The organism is Microbacterium sp. MYb72 (assembly GCF_002979415.1).
GTDB classification, from domain to species: Bacteria; Actinomycetota; Actinomycetes; order Actinomycetales; family Microbacteriaceae; genus Microbacterium; species Microbacterium natoriense.
This window is the reverse complement of the sequence record NZ_PCOT01000016.1, coordinates 14411-29661: the sequence shown is the minus strand read 5'-3', so window position 1 is coordinate 29661 and position 15251 is coordinate 14411. Positions and strand designations below refer to the sequence as shown.

The following is a 15251-nucleotide window of genomic DNA, read 5'->3' as shown; positions in this document are numbered from 1 at the left end:
TCGCTGACATAGACTCGCGCTGTGTCTACCCGGGTGCTCGTCGTCGATGACGAACCGCTGCTGGCCGGCCTCGTGGCACGGCATCTCCAGCGTGAAGGGTACGAGACGGAGACGGCTGCCGACGGCATCGCCGCCCTCTCTGCCGCCTCGACCCGGAGCTTCGATCTCGCGATCGTCGACGTGAATATGCCGGGAATGACCGGATTCGAGTTGTGCCGACGTCTGAAGCAGCATGACGAGCAGATCAAGGTCCTCATGCTGACGGCGCGCAACGCGATCGACGACCGCGTGCACGGCCTCGATTCCGGCGCCGACGACTACCTGATCAAGCCGTTCGACTTCGCCGAGCTGTTCGCGAGACTCCGCGTGCTGACCCGCCGCGACGCTTCCCTCCGGCTCCGCCTCACGGCCGGCGATCTCACGCTCGCCGTCGACCGGGGGACGGTCGCCGTGGGTGGCGAGGAGGTGCTCCTGAGCAGGCGCGAGTTCGACCTGCTGAAGACGCTGGTCCAGCGGCTCGGGTCGACGGTGGCTCGATCGGAGCTGCTCGCGGAGGTCTGGGGCTCAGAGCACTTCCAATCGAACGTGGTCGATCAGTACGTGGGCTACGTGCGCCGGAAGCTGGAAGCCGCGGGGTCCGGTGCGCAGATCGTGACCGAGCGCGGAGTCGGTTTCCGTCTGCTCGCAGAGGACGATCGATGAGACGCCGTCTCTCCCTGCGCGCCAGGGTCACGATCGGCTCGACCGTCGCCGCGGTGCTCGTGCTCGCCATCGCCTCGGCCATCGTGTTCGCGCAGTTGACGGGCATCGTCGAGCAGAAGGAGAAGGCGGTGCTCCACGGCATCACCGAGGTCTACCGCGGGGTGATCCAGGACAATCCGGATGCGCGTTTCGAAAAGCCCGGTGCGAACCAGCACGTTGCGATCGTCGCCCCGGACGGCGTCGAGCGGATGAACACGCTCCCCGAGGGCGTCGCGGACCGCGTCGCCGAGTTCATCGCCGACGGTCCCCGCCTGCACAGCGTCAGCACGCCACAGGAGGGCTTCTACGTCTACGTAGACCCCGTGGAGACGGCAGGCGGCACCTGGTACGTGCTCGCGACGCGGGACGCGGACATCGCCGACGACGTGCTCTCCGAGGTCATCCTCCTGCTGACCGGCATCCTGCTCGTCGGAGCGCTCGTGTTCGCTCTCGGCTCGTGGTTCGTCACGGGCGCCGCGCTCCGCCCGGTGGAGAGGATGCGGCGCAGTGCGGAGTCCCTCGCCGTGTCGCGTCGCGGCGAGCTGCTTCCTGTCGGAGCATCGCGCGACGAGCTCGCCGATCTCGCCCGCACTCTGAACGACCTCCTCGAACGCATGCGTGCGGCCAGCGACCGGGAGCGCCAGATGGTGTCCGACGCGAGCCATGAGCTCCGCAACCCGCTCGCCGTCCTGCAGGCGCAGCTCCAGCTCGTCGACGGGTTCGATGCCGATGCCGACGCCGCCGTCCTCGACGACGCCCGCGCGACTCTCACTCGTCTGACGAGAACCGCCGATGCGCTTCTGCAGCTGTCACGGATCGACTCCATCGACGGCACCGGTTCGGCCACCGTGTCGCAACTCTCCTCGACCCTGACCGACAGCATCGACCGACTGCGTCTGCGCTCCTCGGAGCTCGGCCCTGGGCATGAGCTCGATCTCGACTTCCACGTCGTGGTCGATGCGGAGTCCGCCGTCGTCCCGATCTCTGCAGACGACTTCGGGAGGATCGTGGAGAACCTCGTCGACAACTCGATCGGCGCGGCGGACGGCCCGGTGAGCGTCACCGTCACCCTCACGCAGTCTCCCGCCGCGATCGAGCTCTCCGTGGGCGATGACGCGGGAGGATTCGACCCCGAGGTCGCACAGCGCGCTTTCGAGCGGTTCGTTCGCGGTAGCGCACCGACCTACCCCGGAAGCGGCCTGGGCCTCGCGATCGTCGCCCGACTCGCCCAGAAGGCGGGAGGGGGTGCTCGCGTCGAGAACCGTCAGGGAGTCGGCGCGACCGTCGTCGTGACCTTCACCGCCTCCCGGGTCTGATCCCCGCGCTCCGCGAAGACCCACCAACGATAGGCCGCGAAGCGGACGGCCGAGCCGGCGAGCAGTCCGATCACGTTCGCAGACACGTTGTCATCGACGGTCGTCGTGAGGTTCAGGAGGTAGTGCGACACACCGAGGCACAGCAGCGAGACCCCGCTTCCGATGAGGCTGGCGATCAAGAACTCGACCGCTTCGCGCGCGGCATCCGCTCTGCGGCGATCCCGGAAGGTCCAGAGCCTGTTGCCGACCCAGTTCACGACGATCGCGAGGGCCGTGGACACGACCTTCGCGACCATCGGCCAGGCCGCGACCGGTAACGGATGCAGCAGGAGCAGGTTGAACACGGCGACGTCGACGATCAGTCCGACTCCGCCGACGGCAGCGAACTTCACGATCTGCTCGGCCAGTCCCCCGAGACGTGGCCGACGGAGTTCAGACACGGGCCACCTCCGCATGCGTCGCGTCGGCGCGGTCACCCTTGCCGAACCTCCTCTCGATGCCCCAGCGGGTGACCTGGCGCAGCGCTTCGAACACGATGCGACCCGACATCTTCGACTCGCCGTGCAGGCGGTCGTCGAAGGTGATGGGAACCTCGGCGATGCGGCATCCGGTGCGCACGGCACGGTCGAGCATCTCGATCTGGAAGCAGTAGCCCCGGCTCGTCACCTGTTCCGGTGCGATGCGGCGGAGAGCCTCGGTGCGGAATGCGCGATAGCCGCCCGTGATGTCCTTGTTCGGAATGCGGAGGAGGAGGCCGGCGTAGAGGCTCCCCGCTCGAGAGAGGAGATACCGTCCTGCGGACCAGCGCTCCACCGCGCCGCCGGCGGCCCAGCGCGATCCGATGACCACATCCGCCGAGTCCAGCGCGGAGAGCATCGCAGGGAGGTCCTCCGGGCGATGGGAGCCGTCGGCATCCGACTGGACGATCACCTCGTACCCGAGCGCGGCCGCCTCGGCGAAACCGGCGATGTATGCCGGGCCGAGGCCCTGCTTCTCCGCTCGATGCAGCACCCTCACCTGCGGCATGCGAGACGCGAGCAGGTCGGCCAGTTCCCCGGTGCCGTCGGGAGAGGCGTCATCGACGATGAGCACGTCGACGTCGGGCGCTTCCGCACGCAGCCGCCCGACGACCTCGGGAAGGGATTCGATCTCGTTGTACGTGGGCAGGACGACCACGGTGCGCTGGCTCATGATTGTGTTCCCTTCCGGAACTCGTAGACGACGGTGCGATTGATGTCCGTACGCGAGACCTCGGTGAATCCCGCCCGCTGGAGAGCTGCGACGTCCGCGTCGGCGGACCCGGTCGATCCGGTCTCCAGGAGCCACACGGTCCCGGCGGAGAGTTCAGGAGCGACGGACTCGACGGTGGCCAGGCGATCCCAGAGCCCGTCCGTGTCCTCTGCGGCGGTGATCAGCTGCGGGTCGCTCATGCCCTGGAACGCCTCCGGATACAGGCGGTAGACGAGCCGTGGTGCACGCGAGGGCCTGGTGCCCGTGCCGAACAGGACCGTGTCACCCGGTCGCCCGATCGATGCGACCTGCGCGGCGGCGGCCCTGCCGTCGGCGCCGCCGTCCTTCGCATACACACCGCGCTCGTGCACGAACTCGGGCGCGAGCAGGAGCGCTCCGAGGATGATCAACACTGCGGACGAGCCCAGGAGGCCCCGTCTGCCTGCCACCCCACGCGCCAGATCGAGGATCGCCCAGACCCCTGAGGCGAGGAGCATCGCGACGGCTCCGAGGCTGAAGGAGAGATAGCGGGGGTTGAAGGTCGGAGAGAACAGGACGTCGATGAGCACCAGCACGATGCCGGGGGCGAGAAGCCAGACGATGACGGGGGCGGCGCCCTCCCTCCGCGGCCTCCGCAGCACGACGGCGATGATGCCGATCAGGAGCACGGGGATCAGCAGCGCCGCTGCTCCGACGTGGCCGAACCACGGCGTCACGAACCAGCCCGTCGGCGTCATGTACCCGCGGCGGGCGAGGAACTCCACCTGCCCCTTCTGCTGCTGGGCACTCATCATGATCGGCAGCGCGAGGACGGCGGCGAGCACCATCGACACCAGCCAGCGGCGGAGGACCCGAGGATGGCGCGTCCACGCGCGGTCGACGAGGAGGACGGTGAGGTGCACCAGGGGCATGAGGAGCAGATAGAGGAAGAACGTGGCGCTCACGGCGACGGCGACGCCGTAGAGGATCCAGCCGCGCCGTCGTCCGTCTCGATCCACGAGCCGGACGAAGAGGATCGTGACCCACACGGCGGCGGCCGCGGCGATCGCGTACCCTCGCGTCTCGATGGCGAGAACCCCCGCCCGGGGGATCACCGCGATCAGGATGCCCGCGAGCACGCCGATACGGCGATCGAACCAGCGCTCGCCCAGGACGACGACTCCGGCCGCGAGGACACCGATGCCGAGCGCGCTGAGCGCCCGCGTCGACCATTCGGTGCTGCCGAACACGCCGATCCACAGGTGGAGCAGCGAGTAGTAGAGACCGTGCACGGCATCCACCGTGCTCAGCTCGGCGAAGAGGCTCGGCCATGAGCGCTCGGCCGACAGCACGCTGGCGGCCTCGTCTCCCCAGTAGGACGGCACCCCGGCGCCCAGATACGTGACGAGCGTGACGCCGACGCCGATCACCAGTGGCGTGCGCCACCGCGCACGGGGACCGCGGACGGCATCGCCGATCCGCGGGACCTCATCTGCTGCGCGCTCCAGAACGACCATGCACCGAGCTTCCGCCCCGCGCTTCTCCATCCGCTCCGAAAAGAGGCCGCCGTTCGTGAGAGAACTCACATCCGCCTCCGGCCGAATAGGCTGGACGGGATGGAGATGGATGCGGACGCCTTCGAGGAGCTCGTGATCGACGAGCTCGATCGCCTGCCCGACGACATGGTCGACGGGCTCGACAACGTCGTGTTCGTCGTCGAGGACCGCCCTGAGGACGGCACCCTCGACCTTCTCGGGTTGTACGACGGACTCGCGATCACCGAGCGCGGCCAGTACGGCATGGGAGAGCTGCCGGATCGCATCGTCGTGTACCGTGAGCCGCATCTCGCCGAGTGCGATGACCTGGATGAGCTCCGCGACGAGGTGCACACGACCCTCGTCCACGAGATCGCGCATTTCTACGGCATCGATGACGAGCAGCTGCACGAGCTGGGGTGGGCATGAGCGCTCCTGCAGCCTCCCCCGAGCTCGATGAGCAGCTCGATCTGTCCGCGGCTCCGCTGGAGCCCTGGCAGGTCGTCGTCTGGAACGACCCCGTGAACCTGATGAGCTACGTCGTGCGCGTCTTCCGCACGTACTTCGGCTACTCCCTCGACCGCGCCACCCAGCTCATGCTCGCCGTGCACCACGACGGGCACGCGATCGTCGCGACCGGGCCTCGCGAGACCATGGAGGTGCACGCGCAGGCGATGCACGACTTCGGGCTCTGGGCCACGGTCCGGAAGACGCCCGCATGAACTCGGGGACGGTGCGGATCAGCATGGCGCCGATCGAGGCGGTCCAGCTCGCGGAGATCCTGGGCGAGTTCGCCGATCTGGTCGGCGGTCAGCGCGACCTCAGCGACCCCGCCGTCGCACGGTTGACCCCGAGCGCCTACCCTGACGACGCAGATGCCGCTGACGAGTTCGCGGCGGCGACACGAGACGAGCTGCTCGACAGGCGCTCGGCGGACACCGCGACCGTCCGCGCCGCGCTGGAGCCGCTGCGCTCCGAGTTCGCCGATCTCACAGAGGAACAGGCGTTCGCCGAACACGATCTCGCCATCGAGGCGAGCGACGTCGACGCGTGGCTGCGGACGCTCACGGCGGTGAGGCTCGTCGTCGCCACCCGACTCGGCATCGTGGACGATGAGCATCACGACCCGGAGGACCGACGGTTCCACGTCTACGACTGGCTGGGCTATCGACTCGAGCTGCTCATCGAGGCCGCGGACGAGTCTCTCGACTGAACGACTAGGGAACGTCGATGATCCGCGTGGCCAGCTCGCGTGGAGCATCCCTCTCGATGTGCCGCGACTCCTGAGCCGCCCATCTCTCCCAGTGCGGACGGTAGGTCTCACCATCACGCGCGAGCGCCCTGGCCTTGCGACCGGTCTCGGCGGACTCCACCCACACGCGCACATCGGCGATCGCCGCGCTCGCCGCGGTGAGGATGCCACTTCCCTCGATGATCAGCCCGAGTGCCGGGTTGACCGCGTAGCTCTCGGCCTCTGCGCCCCGCTCCCAGTCCCAGCGGTTCCAGGTGCTGTGGTATCCCCGCCCGTGCGGCCGCAGGATCCGTTCGAGTGCGCGTTCCGCGCCCGCGTCGAGGCCATCCCACCCCGGGTAGATCGAGTCCAGGGCGATCAGCTGCACCGGCCCCGCGACGGGCCAGCGCGACGCGACGCGACGCGCAAGCGAGGTCTTGCCCGCGCCACTGCGGCCGTCGATCAGGACGACGGGGTTCGCTGCCGCGAGGGCGCGGATGTCGGCCTCGATGAGCCCGGCGGCACGGTCGAGCGCAGCGGCTACCGGATCGTCACTTCTTGAGGGCACGGATGATGCGGGTGATCGCACGACCGGCGATCCAGACGAACGGACCGGCGACGACGAGGAGGGTGATGATGTTCGGCTCGAACCGGAGGCCCTCTTCGCGGCGGATGTAGACGCCGACGGGCACCGCGATGCCGCCGCCCGTCCCGCCCTCTCCCGCCTCGGCACTGCCGCCGGCGAACCCGGTGATGGCCAGGGCGACGGGCGTGATGCTCGCGCCGTCGACATCCTGGGGCTCGCCGTACGCGCTCTTCACGCCGAACGAGGCGGCCTGCTTACCGAGTTCCAGTGCAATGTGGGGCATGTGTCCACGCTAGCCGACGCACCGGACAGATGGGCCTCAATCCAGGCCGTGATCCTTCGGATGCCGCGCGGCTCCTCGACCCTCTCCCCGTCCGATGTGGCGCGCGCGGGTGATGGTCGCCGTGCCGAACCTCGCGACGGCGTCGTCCATGGCGCCCTCGACCCTGCGCCAATCCTCGTCGTCGTCCCAGAGGCCGATGCCTCCGCCGCCCGCGGGGCGCAGCTTCTCGGCGCGGACCCCCACGAGACGGACCGGATCCCGGCTCTCGATCTGCTCGAACAGCGTCTGCGCTGCCTCGCCGATGCGCTGACCGACCGCTGTCGGCTCCGCGAGGGTCTGCGATCTGCTCAGGGTGCGGAAGTCGTCGAAGCGCACCTTGATCGCCACCGTCCCGGTCTCCCACTCCGCGCGTCGCAGGCGAGCGGCGACGCGGTCGGCGAGTCGGAGCAGCTCCGCGCGCAGGAACACGCGATCGGTCACGTCCGTCTCGAAGGTCTCTTCATGCCCGATGCTCTTCTCGATGCGCTCGGTCTCGACCATGCGCGCGTCTTCGCCCCGAGCGAGCTGCGCGAGACGGATGCCGAGCGCCGGCCCCACAGCACGGTCCAGCATGTCCTGAGAGCTCTCGCGGATGTCGCGGATGGTCCGGATGCCGCGCCCCTCCAGCGCCTCGGCCGCTTTCGGCCCCACGCCCCACATCGCCCGGACCGGCCGCGGCGCGAGGAAGTCGATGGTGTCGGCCGCGGCGACCACGAGCAGTCCGTCGGGCTTCGCCATCGTCGACGCCATCTTCGCGACGTGCTTGGTCGCGGCGACCCCGACGCTGCAGGTGATCCCCACCTCGTCCTGCACGCGTTCGCGCACGAGCTGCGCGATGCGAGCGGGACTCCCCCAGAGCCTTCTGACGCCGTGCACGTCGAGGAAGGCCTCGTCCACCGACAGCGGTTCGACCAGCGGTGTGAACGATTCGAAGATCGCCATCACCTGCTTCGACACCTCCTGATACCGGTGGAAGTGCGGCAGGACGATGCGTGCGGACGGGCAGAGCCTGATCGCCTGCGACACGGGCATCGCGGCGCGGACGCCGTACCTGCGGGCTTCGTAGGAGGCGCTGGAGACGACCGAACGTCCGTCCGGCGCCCCGATGATCAGCGGCAGACCGCGAAGACTCGGGTCGTCGAGAACCTCGACGCCGGCGTAGAACGCGTCCATGTCGACGTGGAGGATCCGCGTGCCCGTATCGTCGGCGCCGTCGGGCGAGACGATGCGCCCTCTGCCGTCGCCGTGTCCCATGAGTCCATTGTCTCCCGGGCCTCTGACATCGGGCCCGGGAGACGATGACGACTACTGCGCCGCGCGCTCCAGGACCAGTTCGCGCACGCGGGCGGCGTCGGCCTGGCCCTTCATGGCCTTCATGACCGCGCCGATCACGGCCCCGGCGGCCTGGACCTTGCCGTCCTTGATCTTGGCGAGGACGTCGGGCTGTGCGGCCAGTGCCTCGTCGATCGCGGCGATCAGCGCGCCGTCGTCCGACACCACGGCGAGTCCGCGTCCGTCCACGACCTCCTGCGGGGTGCCTTCGCCGGCGATGACGCCCTCGAGCACCTGACGGGCCAGCTTGTCGGTGAGCGTGCCCGCGTCGACCAGCTTCTGGAGCGCGGCGACGTTCTCCGGGCTGATCAGGTCGGACGCATCCTTCTCCTGCGCATTCGCGAGGCGGGTGATCTCGCCTGTCCACCACTTGCGCGCGGTGGCGGGCGTCGCGCCCGCGGCGATCGTCGCCTCGACGACCTCGAGCAGGCCGCCGTTGCGGACGTCCTGGAACTCCAGGTCCGTGAAGCCCCACTCCGCCATCAGACGACGACGACGTGCCACCGGCTGCTCGGGGAGCGCGGCGCGCAGCTCCTCGATCAGTTCGGCGGCGGGCTCGACGGGCAGCAGATCGGGCTCCGGGAAGTAGCGGTAGTCGTCGGCGTCCGACTTGGGACGGCCGGGCGAGGTCGTGCCGGTGTCCTCGTGCCAGTGACGCGTCTCCTGCGTGATCGTCCCGCCGTCGGCGAGGATCTGCGCCTGGCGCTGGATCTCGTAGCGGACCGCGCGCTCGACCGAGCGCATCGAGTTGACGTTCTTGGTCTCGGTGCGCGTGCCGAGCTTCTCCTGGCCACGGGGGCGCAGCGAGACGTTCGCGTCGCAGCGGAGGTTGCCCCGCTCGAGCCGAGCCTCCGAGATGCCGAGGCTGCGGACGATGTCGCGGATGGTCTGGACGTACGCCTTGGCGACCTCCGGTGCACGGTGCTCGGCGCCGAAGATCGTCTTGGTGACGATCTCGACCAGCGGCACGCCCGCACGGTTGTAGTCGACGAGCGAGTACTCCGCGCCCTGGATGCGTCCGGTCGCGCCGCCCATGTGGGTCAGCTTGCCTGCGTCCTCCTCCATGTGCGCGCGCTCGATCGGGATCTGGACGATGGTCCCGTCCTCGAGCTCCACCTCGACGGACCCCTCGTACGCGATCGGCTCGTCGTACTGCGAGATCTGGTAGTTCTTGCCGAGGTCGGGGTAGAAGTAGTTCTTCCGCGCGAACCGGCTGGACTCGGCGATCGAGCAGCCGAGCGCGAGACCGAGGCTGATCGACGAGCGGATGGCCGTCTCGTTCACCACCGGGAGGGATCCGGGCAGGCCGAGGTCCACCGGCGCGATGAGCGTGTTCGGCTCGGCCGCGTGATAGGCCTCGTTCGCCGGGTTCGGCGCGTCCGAGAACATCTTCGTGTTGGTGTTGAGCTCGACATGCACCTCGAAGCCCAGTACCGGCTCGAACAGTTCCAGCGCCTTGTCGAAGTCCATGAGCTTGGCGGCGGCCATCAGCGGGTCCCTCCCACGAGCTGCGGTGCACGGCTGAGCAGCGGGGCACCCCACGAGTCGAGCAGCACGGCCTCGAGAGCCGCACCGACCTTGTACAGACGGGCGTCCTCACGCGCCGGAGCGATGAACTGGATGCCGACGGGCAGGCCGTCCTCGGCGGCGAGGCCGCTGGGGATCGAGATCCCGGGGACCCCGGCGAGGTTCACCGGGATCGTCGTGATGTCGTTGAGGTACATCTGCAGCGGGTCGTCGATCTTCTCGCCGAGCTTGAACGCCGTGGTCGGCGCCGACGGCGTGGCGATCACGTCGACCTCCGCGAAGGCGTTCGCGAAGTCCTGCTGGATGAGGGTGCGGACCTTCTGCGCGCTGCCGTAGTAGGCGTCGTAGTAGCCCGCCGACAGCGCGTAGGTGCCGAGGATGATGCGGCGCTTGACCTCGTCGCCGAAACCGGCATCACGGGTCGCGGACATCACGTCCTCGACCGTCGGGTTGCCCTCGGGGGTGACCCGCAGACCGAAGCGCACCGAGTCGAACTTCGCGAGGTTGCTCGACGCCTCCGCGGGAAGGATCAGGTAGTACGCGGCGACGCCGTACTCGAAGTGCGGGGCTCCGATCTCGACGATCTCGGCTCCCTGCGCCTCCATGAGCGCCAGCGACGCACGGAAGGACTCGGCGACACCCGTCTGGAAGCCGCTGTCCGGCAGCTCGCGGATGACACCCACCTTGAGACCCTTGAGCACGTCGCCCCTGGCTCCCTCACGAGCGGCTGCCGCGAAGGACGGCCACTGGTCACGCAGCGAGGTGGAGTCCTTGGGGTCGTGTCCGCCGATCGCATCGTGGAGCAGACCGGAGTCGAGCACCGTGCGGGACACGGGTCCGACCTGGTCGAGGCTCGACGCGAGTGCGATCGCACCGTAGCGGCTCACGCCGCCGTATGTGGGCTTCACTCCGACCGTGCCGGTGACGTGCGCCGGCTGTCGGATCGAGCCGCCGGTGTCCGAGCCCAGCGCCAGCGGGGCCTCGAAGGCGGCCACCGCAGCGGCGGAGCCTCCGCCGGAGCCGCCGGGGATGCGGTCGAGATCCCACGGGTTGCGCGTCGGGCCGTACGCCGAGTGCTCGGTCGACGAGCCCATGGCGAACTCGTCCATGTTCGTCTTGCCGAGCGGGATGAGGCCCGCTGCGCGAGAACGCGCGACGACGGTCGCGTCGTACGGGGACCGGTAGCCCTCGAGGATGCGCGAGCCGCTCGTGGTCGGCTGGTCGGTGGTGACCAGCACGTCCTTGATCGCGAGCGGCACTCCAGCGAGGGGGCCGAGGTCCTCCCCCGCGGCGCGGCGGGCGTCGAGCTCGGCGGCGGCGGCGAGAGCGCCCTCGTTCACATGCAGGAACGCGTGCACGTCGCCGTCCACGGCCGCGATGCGGTCCAGGTGCGCCTGCGTCGCCTCGACGCTGGACACCTCGCGGGCGGCGAGCTTGTCGGCGAGCTCCGCCGCGGTCAGGCGGATGATGTCGCTCACTGCTCTTCTCCCAGGATCGCGGTCACACGGAAACGGCCGTCGGCCTCGTCGGGTGCGTTCTGGAGCACCTGCTCGTGCGTGAGGGTCTGCCCGACGACGTCGGGGCGGAAGACATTGCTCAGCGGGATCGGGTGGCTCGTCGCCACGACGTCGGCGGTGGCGACCTCCGACACCTTCGCGATGTTGTCGACGATGGCGTCGAGCTGGCCCGTGAGCCGCGTCACCTCGTCGTCGTTCAGCTGGATGCGCGCGAGCACGCCGAGATGGCGCACAAGATCAGGGGTGATTTCAGACACGCCTCAAGTCTAGTCAGCGCACTCGCCGCTCCCGCGCCTGTCTGCGGCCCCGGCATATGCTGAGCACGTGAGCACGTTCCAGCCTCCTCGCCCGTGGGTCGCCAGCTACGCAGCCGGCGTCCCTGAAGACCTCGCTCCCGTCGAGGGTTCGCTGATCGACATCGTCGCGGCATCCGCCAGGGACTACCCGGATGCCCCGGCGCTGCAGTTCTTCGGCAGGGAGACGAGCTACGCGCAGCTGCAGGATGCGATCGACCGCGCCGCCGCGGGGCTGCGCGACCTCGGCGTCAAGGCCGGCGACCCCGTGGCGATCGTGCTTCCCAACTGCCCCCAGCACATCGTGGCGTTCTACGCCGTGCTCCGGCTGGGCGCGGTGGTCGTCGAGCACAACCCGCTGTACACGCCGCGGGAGCTGCGCAAGCAGTTCGAGGACCACGGCGCGAAGCACGCCATCGTCTGGAACAAGGTCGTCTCGACCGTGCAGGAGTTCCCGGCCGATCTGGCCGTAGCCAACCTGATCTCCGTCGACGTCACGCGGGCCATGCCGTTCCTCACGCGCGTCGCCCTGCGTCTGCCCGTCGCGAAGGCGCGCGAGTCCCGCGCGGCCCTCACGGAGAGCGTGCGCGGCACGATCACGTGGGACACACTGGTCGGCTCATCCCCGATCCCGGCGTCGCACGCCAGGCCGCAGACCGACGACCTCGCGATCATCCAGTACACGTCCGGCACCACGGGCACCCCGAAGGGGGCTGCACTCACGCACCGGAACCTGCTGTCGAACGCGGCGCAGGCCCAGGCCTGGGTGCCGTCGATCCAGCGCGGCAAGGGCTGCGTCGTCTACGCCGTGCTCCCGATGTTCCACGCCTACGGTCTGACCCTGTGCCTCACCTTCGCGATGTCGATGGGCGCGCGCCTCGTGCTGTTCCCGAAGTTCGATCCCGACCTCGTGCTGGACGTCATGAAGAAGCATCCGGCGACGTTCCTCCCGCTCGTCCCGCCGATCGCGGACCGGCTGCTCTCTGCCGCGAACGCTCAGGGCGTCTCCCTGGAGGGCATCGAGGTCGCGATCTCCGGCGCGATGGCGCTGCCGCACGAGCTCGTCGTTCCTTTCGAGAAGGCGACGCGCGGGTATCTGGTGGAGGGCTACGGACTGAGCGAGTGCTCCCCCGTGCTGATGGCGAACCCGGTCGCCGAGAACCGGGTCCCCGGAACCGTCGGACTGCCGCTCCCCGGCACGGAGTGCCGCGTCGTCGATCCCGAGAACCCGACGCAGGACGTGCCTGAGGGCTCGCCCGGCGAGCTGATCGTGCGCGGACCGCAGGTGTTCTCCGGCTACTACGGCAAGCCGGAGGAGACCGAGGCCGTGTTCGTCGACGGCTGGTTCCGCACCGGCGACATCGTCACCGTGGACGACGCCGGCTTCATCCGCATCGTCGACCGCATCAAGGAGCTCATCATCACCGGCGGCTTCAACGTCGCGCCGACCGAGGTCGAGAACGCCCTGCGCCAGCATCCCGATGTGTCGGATGCCGCCGTCGTCGGCCTTCCGAGCGATCACTCCGGCGAGGAGGTTGTCGCCGCGATCGTCGTCGACGGAGCGAAGGACGTGGATGTCGAGGCCATCCGCGAGTTCGCCCGCGGCATCCTGACCCCGTACAAGGTGCCGCGCCGCATCTTCGTCGTCGACGAGCTGCCGAAATCACTGATCGGCAAGGTCCTCCGCCGCCAGGTCAAGGAGAAGCTGCTGGCGCTGACCAGCGGTTCCTGACCGCGCGCCCAGGCGCGATGGGGTCGGAGACGCTACCCTTGGTCAGTGACTGAAGAAGACGCTGTGCCCACCGACGCCCCCTCGACCCCCGGATTCGAGGAGCTCGGCATCACCGGGCCCGTCCTCAAAGCCATCAAGGACCTCGGCTACGAGACCCCCTCGCCCATCCAGGCGGCGACGATCCCCACCCTGCTGGCCGGCCGCGACGTCGTCGGCATGGCGCAGACCGGAACCGGCAAGACCGCCGCGTTCGCCCTGCCCGTGCTGGAGCGCCTCGACATCTCGCAGAAGACCCCGCAGGCGCTCGTGCTCGCTCCCACCCGCGAGCTCGCGCTCCAGGTGTGCGAGGCGTTCGAGTCCTACGCGTCGAAGATGAAGGGCGTGCACGTGCTGCCCGTCTACGGCGGTCAGGGCTACGGCGTCCAGCTGTCTGCGCTGCGTCGCGGCGTGCACGTGGTCGTCGGCACCCCCGGTCGCATCATGGACCATCTCGCCAAGGGCACGCTCGACCTGTCGGAGCTGCAGTACCTCGTGCTCGACGAGGCCGACGAGATGCTCAAGATGGGCTTCGCCGAGGACGTCGAGCAGATCCTCGCGCAGACGCCCGAGGAGAAGCAGGTCGCCCTGTTCTCCGCGACGATGCCTCCGCAGATCCGCCGGCTCGCGCAGCAGTACCTGCGCGACCCCGAAGAGATCAGCATCAAGTCGAAGACCGCGACGGGCACGAACATCACCCAGCGCTACCTCGTGGTCTCGTACGCGCAGAAGGTCGATGCACTCACCCGCATCCTCGAGGTCGAGAACTTCGACGGAATGATCGTCTTCGTCCGCACGAAGAACGAGACCGAGACCCTCGCCGAGAAGCTCCGCGCCCGCGGCTACTCCGCCGCCGCCATCAACGGCGACGTGGCGCAGGTGCAGCGCGAGCGCAGCGTCAACCAGCTCAAGGACGGCAAGCTCGACATCCTCGTCGCGACCGACGTCGCGGCGCGCGGTCTCGACGTCGAGCGCATCAGCCACGTCGTCAACTTCGACATCCCCACCGACACCGAGTCGTACGTGCACCGCATCGGCCGCACCGGACGCGCCGGGCGCAAGGGCGACGCGATCAGCTTCATCACGCCTCGTGAGCGCTACCTACTCAAGTCGATCGAGCGCGCGACGCGCCAGGAGCCGACGCAGATGCAGCTGCCGAGCACCGATGACGTGAACACCACGCGTCTCGCACGCTTCGACGACGCGATCACCGCGGCGCTGAGTGAGACGGCACGCATCGAGAAGTTCCGCGACATCATCGCCCATTACGTGCGCAACAACGACGTGCCGGAGTCCGATGTCGCCGCCGCTCTCGCGATCGTCGCACAGGGCGAGACGCCGCTGCTGCTCGACCCGTCGAACGACCCGCTCTCCAAGGCCGTCGAGGCCGACAACCGTCCTCCCCGCGAGCGCGGAGCGCGTGACGCGCGCGAGCCCCGCACAGAGCGTCGAGGACGCGGCGACTACGCTGCCTACCGCATCGAGGTGGGCCGCCGTCACCGCGTCGAGCCGCGCCAGATCGTGGGCGCGCTGGCCAACGAGGGCGGTCTCGGCCGCGACGACTTCGGTGTCATCAACATCCGTCCCGACTTCTCGATCGTCGAGCTTCCGGCGAACATGGACGCCTCCGTGCTGGAGAAGCTCCGCGACACGCGCATCTCCGGCCGTCTCATCGAGATCAAGCCCGACCGCGGTCCGCGCGGCGGTGCACGCCGAGACGGCGACCGCCCGTCCTACGGCGACCGCGGTCCGCGACAGGACCGCGGAGAGCGCTCGTTCCGTGACGATCGCCCAGCCCGCGAGGACAAGCCTTTCCGCAAGCCGCGCCACAAGGCCTGATCGGCGCCGACAGGGCGCTCAGGGAGTCCTGAGCG

At 69.2% G+C, this 15251-nt stretch carries 16 protein-coding genes; 7 read left to right on the top strand and 9 right to left on the bottom strand.

The window, feature by feature from the left end; translation table 11 throughout:
- Nucleotides 1–21: 21 nt before the first annotated feature.
- Nucleotides 22–702 carry a response regulator transcription factor gene (locus CQ047_RS10440; RefSeq protein WP_105674945.1) on the top strand — a complete coding sequence of 227 codons (681 nt, stop codon included), beginning with the start codon at nt 22–24 and terminating at the stop codon, nt 700–702.
- Nucleotides 699–2057, top strand: a complete 1359-nt coding sequence (locus CQ047_RS10435) for a HAMP domain-containing sensor histidine kinase (RefSeq protein ID WP_105674943.1) — start codon at nt 699–701, stop codon at nt 2055–2057. Before CQ047_RS10440 ends, CQ047_RS10435 begins: the two co-directional genes overlap by 4 nt.
- On the opposite strand, the gene CQ047_RS10430 is transcribed toward CQ047_RS10435, so the two are convergent.
- The 3 genes from CQ047_RS10430 to CQ047_RS10420 are packed head-to-tail and all read right to left on the bottom strand — an operon-like array spanning nt 2006 to nt 4783.
- Entirely contained in the window at nt 2006–2497 is a 492-nt protein-coding gene (locus CQ047_RS10430) for a GtrA family protein (RefSeq protein WP_258132588.1), read from the bottom strand. The genes CQ047_RS10435 and CQ047_RS10430 overlap by 52 nt on opposite strands.
- Nucleotides 2490–3248, bottom strand: coding sequence for a polyprenol monophosphomannose synthase (locus tag CQ047_RS10425; RefSeq protein WP_105674941.1), 759 nt, complete (start codon nt 3246–3248; stop codon nt 2490–2492). The genes CQ047_RS10430 and CQ047_RS10425 overlap by 8 nt, the downstream gene beginning before the upstream one ends.
- Entirely contained in the window at nt 3245–4783 is a 1539-nt protein-coding gene (locus tag CQ047_RS10420; RefSeq protein ID WP_181155904.1) for a glycosyltransferase family 39 protein, read from the bottom strand. Before CQ047_RS10420 ends, CQ047_RS10425 begins: the two co-directional genes overlap by 4 nt.
- 99 nt (nt 4784–4882) lie before the next feature.
- Here CQ047_RS10420 and CQ047_RS10415 point away from each other — a divergent pair, with 99 nt between their 5' ends.
- The 3 genes from CQ047_RS10415 to CQ047_RS10405 are packed head-to-tail and all read left to right on the top strand — an operon-like array spanning nt 4883 to nt 6014.
- On the top strand, nt 4883–5230 hold the full coding sequence (locus tag CQ047_RS10415) for a metallopeptidase family protein (RefSeq protein ID WP_105674937.1): 348 nt from the start codon (nt 4883–4885) through the stop codon (nt 5228–5230).
- Nucleotides 5227–5523 (top strand): ATP-dependent Clp protease adapter ClpS, encoded by a 297-nt coding sequence (clpS, locus tag CQ047_RS10410; protein WP_105675060.1) that lies wholly within the window; start codon nt 5227–5229, stop codon nt 5521–5523. Before CQ047_RS10415 ends, clpS begins: the two co-directional genes overlap by 4 nt.
- On the top strand, nt 5520–6014 hold the full coding sequence (locus tag CQ047_RS10405; protein ID WP_258132587.1) for a DUF2017 domain-containing protein: 495 nt from the start codon (nt 5520–5522) through the stop codon (nt 6012–6014). Before clpS ends, CQ047_RS10405 begins: the two co-directional genes overlap by 4 nt.
- A gap of 4 nt (nt 6015–6018) precedes the next feature.
- Here CQ047_RS10405 and CQ047_RS10400 read toward each other — a convergent pair whose 3' ends face one another.
- Genes CQ047_RS10400 through gatC form a run of 6 tightly spaced genes read right to left on the bottom strand, consistent with a single transcriptional unit; the run spans nt 6019 to nt 11573 of the window.
- Nucleotides 6019–6600, bottom strand: a complete 582-nt coding sequence (locus CQ047_RS10400; RefSeq protein WP_105674935.1) for a hypothetical protein — start codon at nt 6598–6600, stop codon at nt 6019–6021.
- Nucleotides 6584–6901, bottom strand: coding sequence for a hypothetical protein (locus CQ047_RS10395; protein WP_105674933.1), 318 nt, complete (start codon nt 6899–6901; stop codon nt 6584–6586). The genes CQ047_RS10400 and CQ047_RS10395 overlap by 17 nt, the downstream gene beginning before the upstream one ends.
- A gap of 36 nt (nt 6902–6937) precedes the next feature.
- Entirely contained in the window at nt 6938–8194 is a 1257-nt protein-coding gene (gene dinB, locus CQ047_RS10390; RefSeq protein WP_105674931.1) for a DNA polymerase IV, read from the bottom strand.
- A gap of 51 nt (nt 8195–8245) precedes the next feature.
- Nucleotides 8246–9760 carry an Asp-tRNA(Asn)/Glu-tRNA(Gln) amidotransferase subunit GatB gene (gene gatB, locus CQ047_RS10385; protein ID WP_105674929.1) on the bottom strand — a complete coding sequence of 505 codons (1515 nt, stop codon included), beginning with the start codon at nt 9758–9760 and terminating at the stop codon, nt 8246–8248.
- Nucleotides 9760–11277, bottom strand: coding sequence for an Asp-tRNA(Asn)/Glu-tRNA(Gln) amidotransferase subunit GatA (gene gatA / locus CQ047_RS10380; protein ID WP_105674927.1), 1518 nt, complete (start codon nt 11275–11277; stop codon nt 9760–9762). The genes gatB and gatA overlap by 1 nt, the downstream gene beginning before the upstream one ends.
- Entirely contained in the window at nt 11274–11573 is a 300-nt protein-coding gene (gene gatC, locus CQ047_RS10375) for an Asp-tRNA(Asn)/Glu-tRNA(Gln) amidotransferase subunit GatC (RefSeq protein ID WP_105674925.1), read from the bottom strand. The genes gatA and gatC overlap by 4 nt, the downstream gene beginning before the upstream one ends.
- 67 nt (nt 11574–11640) lie before the next feature.
- Between gatC and CQ047_RS10370 the strand changes: the two genes are divergently transcribed.
- Together CQ047_RS10370 and CQ047_RS10365 are read left to right on the top strand one after the other, a co-directional pair.
- Nucleotides 11641–13341 (top strand): long-chain-fatty-acid--CoA ligase, encoded by a 1701-nt coding sequence (locus CQ047_RS10370; protein WP_105674923.1) that lies wholly within the window; start codon nt 11641–11643, stop codon nt 13339–13341.
- A gap of 45 nt (nt 13342–13386) precedes the next feature.
- Nucleotides 13387–15216, top strand: coding sequence for a DEAD/DEAH box helicase (locus CQ047_RS10365; RefSeq protein WP_181155903.1), 1830 nt, complete (start codon nt 13387–13389; stop codon nt 15214–15216).
- Nucleotides 15217–15251 lie beyond the last annotated feature (35 nt).